The following is a 12,089-nucleotide window of genomic DNA, read 5'->3' as shown; positions in this document are numbered from 1 at the left end:
CGGTCCGCCCGCATCCGGGTCGGACCACGCCGTGCCGTGCCGTCTCGACCGTTGCCACACTCCACGACCCGCGCGAGGGAGACCCGTATGTCCACGACATCCCCGAAGGCCGCCGGACCGATCGACTTCCGCACCCACGGGCGCTACCGCGTCCGCCACCCCGGATCGCCGCTGCCGGGTCTGGAGGGCATCCGCCCGCCGATGCAGCGCTTTCGCGGCCGACTCGGGGCGGGTTTTCGCGCCGAGCCCAATCGTTACCACCTCTACCTGTGCCTGGCCTGCCCGCGTTCGTTGCGGGTGGCCATCACGCGCGACCTCAAGGGCCTGGGCGCGACCGTGGGAACCTCGCTGGTGGACCCGGTCCGCGACGGGCGTGGCTGGGCGTTTCGGGACGGGGACGGGCACGGCCTGGACCCGGTGGGCGGGTTCGCGTTCCTGCGTGAGGCGTACGAGGCGACCGAGTACCACTACGACGGGCCGGTGACGGTACCGGTGTTGTGGGACCGGTGGAGCGGACGGGTGGTCAGCAACCACGCGCCGCACATCCTGCGCGACCTGGCCACCGGCTTCGACGGCGGGCCCGAGTTGTATCCGGCGGAGCGGCGCGAGGAGATGTGCGCGCTGGACACGCTGTTCGAGGAGGACGTCACCGACGCCGCGCAGCGGGCCGGGCGGGCACCGGCGGGATCACGTCGGGCCGAGGCGATGGGCACTGTGCTGGCCACCCTGGCGGTGGCCGAACGCCGGCTCGCGGTACGGCCGTTTCTGCTGGGTGACCGGCTCACCGCGGCGGACGTGCAGTTGTGGACCACGCTCGTGCACCTGGACGCGGTGCACAAGCGGCACTTGGACGCCGAGGACGTGCACCGGCTCGCGGCGCACCCGCATCTGTGGGCGTACGCACGGCGGTTGAACCTGATCCCGGCGTTCCGCGACAACCTGCGGCTGGACCACATCGCCCGAAACCACCGGAGCCACTGTCGGGGTCCGGCGGCCTCGGGCGTGTCGATCGCACTCAACGACTGGACGTGACCCCCGCGGCGTGGCGGTGCGGGCCCGGATCCCGGGGGCTCACACCGCCACGTCGGTGCGGTGCGCGCCGGCCGGGCGCGGTGCCGGCAGGCGCAGGTTTTCGCGCAGGGTGGTGCCCTCGTATTCGGCGCGGAAGACGCCGCGTTCCTGCAGGATCGGCACGACCTGGTCGACGAACTCGTCCAGTCCGGTCGGGGTCAGGTGCGGGACCAGGATGAAGCCGTCGCTCGCCCCGTCCCGTACGTGCACCTCCATGCGCTCGGCGACGTGCGCGGCGGTGCCGATGAACGTCTGCCGGGCGGCCACCTCGATCACCACCTCGCGCAGGCTCAACCCGCCTTTGGCCGCCGCGAGTTCGCGCCAGGTGCGGGCCACCTCGAGCGGGTCGCCGCCGGTGCGGACCCGGCCCCGGGCGATCGTGGTGCCGTCGGTGACCGGGTCGAAGTCCGGCAGCGGGCCGTCGGGGTCCAGGTCGGACAGGTCGCGGCCCCAGACCTGTTCGACGAACTGGATCGCGTTGCGCGGGCTGACCTGTTGCCGGCGGATCCAGGCGGCCTTCTCCTGCGCCTCCTCGGTGGTCGCGCCGATCACCGCGGTCACCGCGGGCAGGATCCTGAGCTCGTCCGGGCCGCGCCCGTGTCGGGCGGCGCGGCCCTTCATGTCCGCGTAGAAGGCCCTGCCCGCGTCGTATTCGCCGTGTCGGGAGAAGATCACGTCCGCGTGTGCGGCGCCGAACTCGCGTCCGTCCTCGGAGTCGCCGGCCTGGATCAGCACCGGGCGGCCCTGCGGGGTGCGCGGCACGGTGAAGCGGCCTTCGATGGCGAAGTGCCGGCCGTGGTAGTCGAACCGCCCGGCGTCGGGGGTCGCGAACACGCCGCCGTCGGGGTCGGCGACGTGCGCGTCCGGGGCCCAGCTGTCCCACAGCGTGCGGGCGGCCTCGACGAACTCGATGGCTCGCTCGTAGCGTTCCTCGCGCGGCAGGAAGCCGCCCCGGCGGAAGTTCTCCCCGGTCCAGGCGTCCGGCGAGGTGACCACGTTCCAAGCGGCGCGGCCGGCGCTGAGGTGGTCGAGCGAGGCGATCTTGCGGGCGAGTTCGTAGGGCTCGTTGTAGGTGGCGGTGGCGGTCGCGGCCAGGCCGATCCGGTCGGTGATCGCGGCCAGTCCGGCCAGCACGGTGAGTGCGTCCGGGCGGCCCGCGACGTCCAACTCGAAGATTTTGTTCTGGTGTTCGCGCAGGCGCTGGCCTTCGGCCAGGAAGAAGAAGTCGAAGCGGCCGCGTTCGGCGGTGCGTGCCAGGTGTTCGAAGGAGTCGAAGTCGATCTGGCTGCCCGAGTGTGGATCGCTCCAGACGGTGGTGCTGTTGACGCCGGGGAAGTGCGCGGCCAGGTGGATGCGCGTGCGGTGCGCCGGGTCTTCGGATCGGGAGGCGCGGGAGCGGGTGTCGATGGGCCGGGGGGCGCGGGACGGCGAGGCGCCCGGCTGCGTCGCGCGGGGTTGGGGGCTGCCGGGCTGGGGGTTGTTGGGCTGAGAGTTGTGTGGCTGGTTGCTGCTGGGCTGGGAGCTGCTGGGTTCGGGCATCGGTGACCTCTCCTCAGGTCCGGGCGTAGCGGTTGGCGGGCAGCGGCAGGCCCAGGTGGCCGCGCAGGGTGGGCGCGGTGTAGGCCGTACGGGTGTGGCCGCGCTCGCGCAGCAGCGGGACGAGGTCCTCGACGATCCGGTCCAGGTCGTGGGGCAACACGCCCGGGATCAGCGTGAATCCGTCCACCGCGCCGCCCACGTACCAGCCGGCGAGTCGATCCGCGAGCGCCTCGGGGGTGCCGGTGAAGCCGAGCCCGCCGGCGACGGGTACGTCCGAGCGCGCGTCGAGCAGGGCGCGTTCGCGGCGGGCCTGCGCGTCGGTGCCGGCCAGGTGCACGGTGATCTCGGCGAGCACCCGCAACTCGGCCGGGTCGCGGCCGTTGCCTTCGGCGATGGCGTGTGCGCGCTCACGCAGCCGGCGGGCCTCGTCGGGGCCGGTCGCGTCGACGAACAGCACGTCGGCGAACCGGGCGGCGATCTCCAGCGTGTCGGGGCCGTCCACGGTGATCCCGACCACCGGTCGGCCCTGCGGCGGGCGCGGTGTGATGGAGGGCCCGCGGACGTCGAACCAGGTGCCCTCGAAGTCGACGTAGTGCAGTTTCTCCCGGTCCAGGAACCGGCTGGTGGCCACGTCGCGGATGATCGCGTCGTCCTCCCAGCTGTCCCACAACCGGCTCACCACGTCGGTGAACTCGGCTTGCTCGTCGGCAAGTTCGCCGGGGGTCGCGACGGGTTTGCGGCCGAAGTGGCGGGCTTCGAGGCCGGTCCGGGACGGCAGCGGCCACCAGCCGGCCCGGCCTCGGCTGACGTGGTCGAGGGTGGCGATCGCGGTGGACACGTGGAACGGCTCGGTGTGCGTGGTGGTCGCGGCCGGGATCAGGCCGATCGACTCGGTGGCGGGCGCCACCCGCGCGGCCACCGAGACCGCGTCGAGCCGGCCCGGTACCCGGGGCGAAGGCGGCCCCAGCGAGTCGTCGAGGCGGATGAAGTCGAGCAGGCCGCGTTCGGCGGTGCGGGCCAGTTCGACCCAGTAGCGCGGGTCGAACAACTCGGCGGGGCGGGCGTGCGGCGAGCGCCACGCGGCGGGGTGGCGGCCCGCGCCGTCGAGCGCGACACCGAGGTGGAGATGGCCGGTGGTCATGCGAACTCCCTTGTCATACGGGCGGATCGGCCTGCGCCCCGGTCGGCGACCGGGGCGGGTCAGGCGACGGCGGCCGGGCGACGCAGCCGGGCGGAGAACGCGTCGGCGAGTTCCTCCAGCGGCGCGACGCCCTCGGCCTCGATCCCGCCGTCGGCACCGACGTACCGCTCGTGCACGAACCAGCCCTGCGCGACGTGGTCGGCGCCGAGCGAGGTCAGCACCGGGCGCAGCGCGTAGTCGAGCGCGAGCACGTGCGCGGGGGTGCCGCCGGTGAGCACCGGCAGGATCTCCTTGCCGCGCAGCGCGAATTGCGGGAGTACGTCCAGGAACGTCTTGAGCACGCCGCTGTAGGCGGCCTTGTACACCGGGCTGGCGATCACGAGCGCGTCGGCGTCGGCGACCCGGTTCAGTGCGGCGCGCAGGTCCGGGTCGGCGAAGTCGGCGTGCAGGAGCGCCCGGGCGGGCAGGTCGCGCACGGCGAGGGTGGACACGTCGTGTCCGTCGGCGGTCAGCCTGGCGGCGACGTGGCGGGCGACCACGCCGGTGCGTGAGGTCGCGGAGGGGCTGCCCCATACGGTCAGGACGGTTGCCATGGGTTTTACCTCGGTTCGCGGTGGTTCCGGTGGTGGTTCGCGGGGTTCCGGTGATGGTTCTCGGGGATTCCGGGATCGATCAGGGGTTGGTCGGGGTTGATCAGGGGTGGTGCGGACGACGGTCGAGTGGTAGGGCCGGCGACGATAGGGGGTGTCAGGGGTCACCGGAGAGGTGACCCCTGGGGTTGGTCAGGGGTGACGAGGGGGTGGCGCGGGAGCTTGCCGGGTGGGGTCGCCGAGCGGTCGGCCCCGATCGGCGGCTCTCCCGAGGGTCGCCCCGGTGACCGGTCCCGGAGGTCGGTGCGTCCACGCGGGTCGGTCGAACGGTGATCGCGATCGATGGCCGGCGCTGCCCTGCCCGGGAGTCGGGTCGGATCCGGTCGGATCCGGTGGGGTCGCGAACGGGCCTACGCGGGCGTCGCGACGTGCCGGAGGGCGTGTGGCGCGGCGGCCGGGTGTGGCGGTCGGGTTCCGATCGGGGCGACGCGGACGGCGCGGCCGGGGCCGCGGCCTCGGGTCAGCGACAACAAGCGGCGCTGGTGACGCGCCCGAGGTCGATGTGGAGGCGGGCGGACAGCAGCCAACCGGCGGCGGACATGACCGCCCCGTCGCTGTGTCGCGCGTGCTGCGCCACCGGGATCCCCTCGCTGGGCCGTGGCGGAGCGCCACGGCGAGATGTTCCGGAACCTAACCCGCCGGGCGGTGCTCGGTCAATTGCTCGAAGGCGACCGCGTGGGATCGACGTTGACAATTCGTCGGGCGGCTCCGTAGCTTCGATGTCGTGAGCCCCGACCTCTTCCTCGTGTCGTGCCGCCACATCGACCTGTGTCGTGTGGCCGGCGGGCTGTGTCGTCCGCGCGGCTGACCTCGCCGCCGCGCTCCTCGGTCTGTCCCGAGGAATCCTGAGCTCCCGCCCGGGTTGCGCACCCGGCCTTGTGGCGCAAGGCCCTTCCCATCCGCCGAACCCTCGCCCCGGCGTCCCCGTGCCCGGACGCCGGTGACGGTTCGCGTTCTCTTGCCACACCCCCACGAGGGGAGAGCCATGCCCGACCATCCGTCCGGCCGCCTCCGCCCCGTCGCCGTCTGCATAGTCGGCGCGGGTCCCGGCGGCACGTCCGTCCTCGAACGCCTGTTGGCCAATGTGCCCGAACTGCTCGGCGACCGCCCGCTGCACGTGCACGTCGTCGATCCCTACCCGCCGGGCGCGGGTCGGGTGTGGCGGCGGGCCCAGTCGCCGCTGCTCTGGGCGAACTCGCTGGCCTGCGACATCACGCTGTTCACCGACGAGGTGTCCACGATCGAGGGACCGATCCGGCCGGGGCCCTCGTTGGCCGAATGGGCCGCGGATCGCACCGAAGAGCTGCGCGAGGGTCGCGGCGCCGACGAACTGCGGCTGTTTGCCGCGGAGTTGGCCGCTTGCGGGCCGACCTCGTTCCCGTCCCGGCCGCTGCTCAGCGCCTATCTCGCGTGGTTCTTCCGGTCCACCGTCGAGGGGGCGCCGCCCAACGTGCGGGTGATCGTGCACCAGACGACGGTCGTGGACGTCACCGAGGGTCCGCGCCGGCAGTTGGTGCATCTGGCGGGGCGCCGGCCGCCGCTCCGGGTGGACGCGGTGATCCTGGCCCAGGGCCACCTGGACAGCGAGCCGACGCCACACGAGCGCGAGCAGATCGGGTTCGCCCGCCGGCACGGGCTCGCATACCTGCCCACCGGGTACACCGCGGACCTGGATCTGGACGCGTTGCGCCCGGGCGAACCGGTATTGGTGCGGGGCATCGGGTTGGCGTTCGTGGACCTGATGGTGCGGCTCAGTCACGGCCGGGGCGGCACGTTCGAGCGGGACTCGGCCGGTGTGCTGCGCTATCGGGCGTCCGGGCGCGAGCCGTTGCTGCTCGCGGCGTCTCGGCGCGGGGTGCCCTACCGGTCCAAGACGGGTTATCCATGGACCGGGGAACGCCCGCCGCTGCCAAGGCACTTCACCGTGGAGGCGGCACGCGAGGCGGACGACCCCTGGCCGTTGATCGGCAAGGAGTTGGCCGGTGCGCACTACCACCGGTTGTTCACCGCGCACAGCGATCGCACCACGATGGAATGGGCCGAGTTCGACGCGGAGTTCACGGCGGCCGCCGATCCGAGCGAACTGATCGCGCGGGCGGTGCCGGATCCGGCCGACCGGTTCGACCAGGCGCGGCTGGATCGTCCGGTGCAGGGGCGGCGGTTCGCCGACGAGGGCGCGCTCCAGGAGTGGATGCACGCGCACATCGAGGCCGATCTGACCCGCCGGCACGATCCCGCGTACAGCCAGGATCTGGCCACGATACACGCGTTGTTGAGCGTGTACGGGGTGGTGCTGCGGCTTCAGGACGCGGGTGATTCGGTGCCGGACACGACCCGGCTGTTGGGTTTCTTCAGCTACCTGGCCAGCGGTCCGCCGGGGCCGCGCCTGGAGGAACTGCTCGCGTTGGCCCGGGCCGGGGTGATCCGCTTTCTCGGCGAGGACGTGGAGATAGCGGCGGACGAGGAGGCCGGCGATTGGCGGGCGGCGAGTCCGAGTCTGCCGCAGGCGCGGGTGCGCGCCCGCGCTCTGGTGGAGGCCCGGTTGCCGGAGCCCTCGCTCAAGCGCACCCGGGACGTGCTGCTACGCCGGTTGGCCGCGCGCGGCGACGCGTCCACGGACTCGGCGGGACGGCTGTGCACCCGGGCCGGCGACCGCCGGGTGGTCAACGCGCGCGGCGACGCGCATCCCGGCCGATTCGCCGTCGGGCACGGCGTATCGGGCGGTGCCGGGAGCGCGGGGTTCTCCCGGCCCCGCTTCGACGCGCCGGCGTTTCGGGTCAACGACGCGTTGGTCCGGGGCGTACTCAATCATCTGCGGGACGTCGATCCCGCCGCCGATCGCACTCCCGATCGGCTGGAACTCGTGACAGGAGCCACCCGGTGACAACTCAGCTCGGCTACGCGAGCCCCGTCGACGTCGACACGTACGGCCCGTACGCGGTCACCGACCCGCAGTACCCGTTCGCCGGTCGGATCGGCGATCCGCAATTCCCGGAGGAGGTCGGCCGGTATCACCTGTACCTGTCGCACGGCTGCCCGTGGGCGCACATCGCGGCGATCGTGCGACATGCGCGCGGTCTCACCGACATCGTGAGCGCGTCGTATGTGGACGAGGAACGCGACTCCCGCGGCTGGGCGTTCCGGGAGCGGTTCGGCCCGGACCCGGTGAACGGGTTCACGCTGCTGCGGGAGGCGTACGAGGCGACCGAGCCCGGGTACGCGGGCCACATCTCGGTACCGACCCTGTGGGACCGGGAGAGCGGCCGGATCGTGGCGAACGCGTTCAACGCGATCCCGAACAACCTGGCCACGAGCTTCACCGCACTGGTCGGCGAGCAGGCACCGGACCTGTACCCGGAGGACCTGCGCGAGGCGATCGACCTCACCGACGCGGACTTCGCGACCGCCGCGCGCAAGGGCGGCCTGTGGACATCGGAGGAGGGCGAGACGATCCACACGCTGGAGCGCTCGGACGCGCATCTGGCCGACAGGCGCTACCTGTTCGGTGATCGGCTGACCATCTCGGACATCCGGTTCTGGGTGAAGCTGCTGCGGTTCACGCAGACCTACCGGGCGGCGATAGGCGCGGACGGCCGCACCCTGGTGGACTACCCCAACCTGTGGGCGTACGCGCGTGACCTGTACACCCGGCCGGAGTTCCGCGAGACCACCGATCTCGCGGTCCAGGCGGAGAACGCGCTGCGCCGGTTCCCGGATTCGCCGACCTCGCCGACCGCCGAGCACTGGGCGGCGCCGCACGATCGGGCGTCGCTGGGCTGACCGTCGACTCGCCGATCCGACGCGGGGTCGGGTCGGCGTCGGTCCTGCGGGATGCGCCGCACGTAGGGACGCGTGCGCGCGCTGGGGATCCCGGGGTGCGGGACCGGTTGGGGGGTGCCGCCGGGCGGAGGGGGTCCGCGGCGCATCCCCCGGGGGGCGGGCGATCCGGTGTCGAGGCTCACCGGATCGCCCGACACCGGGCGGTGGTTGGCGACCGATGATCTCCGGTCGGGTCGGCTCGGGTCGGGAGCCGGGTCAGGGGGGCGGGTCAGGGGGCCGGGTCAGGGGGGCGGGTCGGGTGTTCACCGACTGGCCGGATGGATGGATGGACCGACCGGGCTTCGGCCCGGCCGGGTGGAGTGGCCGAGAGGTTAGGCAACGGCCTGCAAAGCCGTTCACGCGGGTTCGAATCCCGTCTCCACCTCGAAGGACGAACGAAACGCGGACCGTCGGTCAGCGGCGCGCGGCGAAATGCCGTGCGTCACCGGGACGAGGGGACGCGGTGGTCGGATGCGATGGAGTGGCCGAGAGGCGAGGCAGCGGTCCGCAAAACCGTGCACGCGGGTTCGAATCCCGCCTCCATCTCGCAGGACGGACCGCCGGTCGCGTCGTGCGGAGCCGAGGGCTTCGTACGAGCGGCCGACGGGACGCGGTTGTACAGGGTGGAGTGGCCGAGAGGTTAGGCAACGGCCTGCAAAGCCGTTCACGCGGGTTCGAATCCCGTCTCCACCTCGAAGACGAACGAAACGCGGACCGTCGGTCAGCGGCGCGGGGCGAAATGCCTTGCGCCGCCCGGCCGACGGGACGCGGTGGTCGGATGTGATGGAGTGGCCGAGAGGCGAGGCAGCGGTCCGCAAAACCGTGCACGCGGGTTCGAATCCCGCCTCCATCTCCGATGTGGTGCACGGGACTTGGGGTCCCGTTGCGACCCGGGTGTGTGGGCCCTGTCGGGAGCTGTGGGGCGCTGCGTTCAGCGCAGGGCCGGTGTTCGCGCGGTTCCGTGTGGGCTTCGGCGCGGGGCCGGTGTTCGCGCGGCCCGTGGGGGGCGGCGCAGGACCGGTGTCCGCACGGTCCGTGGGGCGGCGACAAGGTCGGTACCGGGAACGACAAGGTCGGCCCGGAAACGACAAGGATGGGCCGCCGTCGGTGCGCCGGTGGGCGTGTGACGCGTGATGGGAAGAAGATTCGGGCTCCGGGTGAACCTTGGTCCCCTTCGGGTCGCCCAAAGGATGGACGCCGTTCACCCGGAGTCCCGAGAATGTCCCGAACCTGTCCCTTTCGCTTTTCGGAGGCCCTGGGTGACATTCCGTCAACAATCGTCTCGACGACGATCCGTGCCGAGTTCGCGGCGGCGACGGATCGGTGTCGTGGCCACGACCGTGGCCGGCGCCCTCGCCGGTGGCGCGCTCGTCATCGCGCCCGCTCCCGCCGTCGCGGCGCCCGCCGTGGACGTGCTGCTCGCCGAGGTGTACGGCGGCGGCGGCAACAGCGGCGCCAGTTTGACCAACGACTTCATCGAGTTGGGCAACAAGGGTTCGGCCGCGGTCGCGGTCGACGGTTGGAGCGTGCAGTACCTCCCGGCCGCGCCCAAGCCGACCTCGGCGTGGCAGGTCACCCCGCTGACCGGTGCGGTGGCACCCGGCGGCCGGTACCTGATCGGCGAGGCCAAGGGCGCCGGCGGCACGCTCGTGCTGCCCACGCCGGACGCGCAGGGCTCGATCAACATGTCCGGTACCGGCGGCACGGTCGCGCTGGTCCGCGGCACCACCGCGCTGACCTGCCTGACCGCGGTGGACTGTCTCGCCGACGCGCGCGTCGTGGACGTCGCGGGCTACGGCGATGCGGTGGTCCGCGAGGGTAATCCGGCGAGTGGCGCCTCCAACTCGGCCTCGGTGGCCCGTACTTCCGCGCTCGCGGACACCGACGACAACGGCGCGGACTTCGCGGCGGGCGCGCCGACGCCGCTCAACGCGCGTGGACAGGGTCCGACCGACCCCGGTGGTCCGGGCGAACCCGAGCCGACCGACGCGCGCATCCACGAAATCCAGGGCACCACCCGGGTGTCGCCGAAGAACGGCGCCCGGGTGACCAGTGTTCCGGGTGTGGTGACCGGTGTGCGGACCTTCGGCAGCGCGCGTGGCTTCTGGTTCCAGGACATCCGACCGGACGATGATCCCCGCACGTCCGAGGGGCTGTTCGTGTTCACCGGTACGGTCACCCCGCAGGTGGCGGTCGGCGACGCGGTCAAGGTGACCGGCAAGGTCGAGGAGTTCTACCCGGGCGGCATCGGCATCGGCGGCCAGTCGCTGACCCAACTCACCGGCGCGACCTGGGTGATCCACGCGTCCGGCCAGGCGTTGCCCGCGCCGGTCACGCTCGACGCGGCGACCCTGCCGGACGCGTACGTGCCCACCGGGACACCGTCGATCGAGGCGCTCGCGCTGGAGCCGTCGAAGTACGCGCTGGACCTGTACGAGTCGCTCGAAGGCCAGTTGACGCGCGTAGGCGAATCGCGTGTGGTCGGTCCGAGCACCTCGTTCGGCGAGTTGTGGGTCACCCTGGAGCCGACGCAGAACGCGACCGCGCAGGGCGGCACGCTGTACGCCGGGTACGACGCGCAGAACGGCGGCCGGCTCAAGGTCTCCTCGCTGATCCCGTTCTCCCAGGAGCCGTTCCCGCAGGCGAACGTCGGTGACACGCTCACCGGCACGACCACGGGACCGCTGACGTACGACAACTTCGGCGGGTACGCGCTGGCCTCGACCACCCTGGGCAAGGTGGTCAAGGGCGCGCTGACGCCGGAGACCACGCGGGACCAGAAGAACACCGAACTCGCGGTCGCCACGTACAACGTGGATAACCTCTCCCCCAAGGACGCCCAGGCCAAGTTCGACCGGCTCGGGAAGGGCATCGTCACCAACCTGTCCACGCCGGACGTGGTGGCCCTGGAGGAGATCCAGGACAACAGCGGACCGACCAACGACGGTGTGGTCGCGGCCGATCAGACGCTGGACAAGCTGGTCGCGGCGATCAAGGCGGCGGGTGGCCCCACCTATTCGTGGCGCTCGATCGAGCCGGTCGACGGCAAGGACGGCGGCCAGCCGGGCGGCAACATCCGCAACGCGTTCCTGTTCGACGCTACGCGCGTCGAGTTCGTGGACCGTCCCGGTGGCGGCCCCGCCAGCGCGGTGGGCGTGCGCAAGGACTGGCTGGGGCGTACCCAGTTGACCCAGTCACCCGGTCGGGTCTCCCCCGCGGACCCGGCGTGGGAGAACAGCCGCAAGCCGCTCGCGGCGGAGTTCCGCTTCCGCGGCAAGACGGTGTTCGTGATCGCGAACCACTTCGCCTCCAAGGGCGGCGACCAGGCGCTGGACAGCCGGTTCCAGCCGCCGACGCGCAGTTCGGAGGTCCAGCGGGTGGCGCAGGCGAAGGTGCTGCGCGGTTTCGTGGACGAGTTGTCGAAATCCGACCCGAGGGCGAACCTGGTGGTGCTCGGCGACCTGAACGACTTCGCGTTCTCGCCGACGCTCAAGACGCTCACCGACGGCGGCGCGCTGCGCACGATGGTCGACACGCTGCCCGCGAACGAGCGCTGGGGATATGTGTTCAACGGCAACAGCCAGATGCTCGACCACATCCTGACCAGCCCTCGGCTCACCCGGTTCGAGTACGACATCGTGCACGTGAACGCGGCGTTCGCGGACCAGGCGAGCGATCACGATCCGCAGGTGCTGCGCGTGCACCCGAGCACGGGCAACGACTTCCTGGATTGCCTGGAGCGGTTGTGGGAGGAGTTGTTCGAGCGGTCCTGAGTCGGGTGTGACGCGATCCGAGAGTTGACGCAAGGTCACCTCGCGCCCGGTGCCGTGTTCGGCGCCGGGCGCGAGGGTTGCGGGGGCCGCGCGTGG

The 12,089-nt window shown here is 72.2% G+C and carries 7 protein-coding genes and 4 tRNA genes; 8 read left to right on the top strand and 3 right to left on the bottom strand.

The features are described 5' to 3' along the window. Positions 1-87 precede the first annotated feature (87 nt). The gene (locus ACIBSV_RS43340) at positions 88-1,032 is read left to right on the top strand and encodes a glutathione S-transferase C-terminal domain-containing protein (RefSeq protein WP_395872992.1); all 945 of its coding nucleotides are present in this window, start codon (positions 88-90) and stop codon (positions 1,030-1,032) included. Between the two features lie 39 nt (positions 1,033-1,071). On the opposite strand, the gene ACIBSV_RS43335 is transcribed toward ACIBSV_RS43340, so the two are convergent. From ACIBSV_RS43335 to ssuE, 3 genes are read right to left on the bottom strand one after another with little or no spacing between them, the layout of a single operon-like run. Then, positions 1,072-2,610, bottom strand: coding sequence for an NtaA/DmoA family FMN-dependent monooxygenase (locus ACIBSV_RS43335; RefSeq protein WP_395872991.1), 1,539 nt, complete (start codon positions 2,608-2,610; stop codon positions 1,072-1,074). A gap of 13 nt (positions 2,611-2,623) precedes the next feature. Beyond that, positions 2,624-3,751, bottom strand: a complete 1,128-nt coding sequence (locus ACIBSV_RS43330) for an LLM class flavin-dependent oxidoreductase (protein WP_395872990.1) — start codon at positions 3,749-3,751, stop codon at positions 2,624-2,626. A 59-nt stretch (positions 3,752-3,810) separates the two neighbouring features. Further along, positions 3,811-4,344 carry an NADPH-dependent FMN reductase gene (gene ssuE, locus ACIBSV_RS43325; protein WP_395872989.1) on the bottom strand — a complete coding sequence of 178 codons (534 nt, stop codon included), beginning with the start codon at positions 4,342-4,344 and terminating at the stop codon, positions 3,811-3,813. A 1,042-nt stretch (positions 4,345-5,386) separates the two neighbouring features. Here ssuE and ACIBSV_RS43320 point away from each other — a divergent pair. The 7 genes from ACIBSV_RS43320 (at position 5,387) to ACIBSV_RS43290 (ending at position 11,993) form a co-directional block, all read left to right on the top strand. Next, positions 5,387-7,285 (top strand): FAD/NAD(P)-binding protein, encoded by a 1,899-nt coding sequence (locus tag ACIBSV_RS43320; protein ID WP_395872988.1) that lies wholly within the window; start codon positions 5,387-5,389, stop codon positions 7,283-7,285. Further along, a complete protein-coding gene (locus ACIBSV_RS43315; protein WP_395872987.1) occupies positions 7,282-8,181 on the top strand; it encodes a glutathione S-transferase C-terminal domain-containing protein in 900 nt (299 codons plus the stop codon). Before ACIBSV_RS43320 ends, ACIBSV_RS43315 begins: the two co-directional genes overlap by 4 nt. Before the next feature lie 353 nt (positions 8,182-8,534). Further along, positions 8,535-8,605: transfer RNA gene (locus ACIBSV_RS43310), tRNA-Cys, on the top strand. 90 nt (positions 8,606-8,695) lie between these two features. Continuing rightward, positions 8,696-8,766, top strand: a tRNA-Cys gene (locus ACIBSV_RS43305). Positions 8,767-8,842: 76 nt separating this feature from the next. Continuing rightward, a tRNA-Cys gene (locus tag ACIBSV_RS43300) sits at positions 8,843-8,913 on the top strand. Positions 8,914-9,002: 89 nt separating this feature from the next. Beyond that, positions 9,003-9,073 (top strand) — tRNA-Cys (locus ACIBSV_RS43295). A 475-nt stretch (positions 9,074-9,548) separates the two neighbouring features. Beyond that, positions 9,549-11,993: an endonuclease/exonuclease/phosphatase family protein gene (locus tag ACIBSV_RS43290; protein ID WP_395872986.1), complete on the top strand. Its 2,445-nt coding sequence runs from the start codon at positions 9,549-9,551 to the stop codon at positions 11,991-11,993. The last annotated feature ends 96 nt before the right edge of the window (positions 11,994-12,089 follow it).

It is taken from the genome of Embleya sp. NPDC050154 (assembly GCF_044460165.1).
Taxonomy (GTDB): domain Bacteria; phylum Actinomycetota; class Actinomycetes; order Streptomycetales; family Streptomycetaceae; genus Embleya.
The sequence above is the reverse complement of the archived record's forward strand: the minus strand, read 5'-3'. Positions and strand labels throughout refer to the sequence as shown.

Bases quoted from the DNA above. Each gene is read 5' to 3' on its own strand.
- ssuE (WP_395872989.1), bottom strand. From the start codon at position 4,344: ATGGCAACCGTCCTGACCGTATGGGGCAGCCCCTCCGCGACCTCACGC.
- ACIBSV_RS43335 (WP_395872991.1), bottom strand. From the start codon at position 2,610: ATGCCCGAACCCAGCAGCTCCCAGCCCAGCAGCAACCAGCCACACAAC.
- ACIBSV_RS43340 (WP_395872992.1), top strand. From the start codon at position 88: ATGTCCACGACATCCCCGAAGGCCGCCGGACCGATCGACTTCCGCACC.
- ACIBSV_RS43330 (WP_395872990.1), bottom strand. From the start codon at position 3,751: ATGACCACCGGCCATCTCCACCTCGGTGTCGCGCTCGACGGCGCGGGC.
- ACIBSV_RS43320 (WP_395872988.1), top strand. From the start codon at position 5,387: ATGCCCGACCATCCGTCCGGCCGCCTCCGCCCCGTCGCCGTCTGCATA.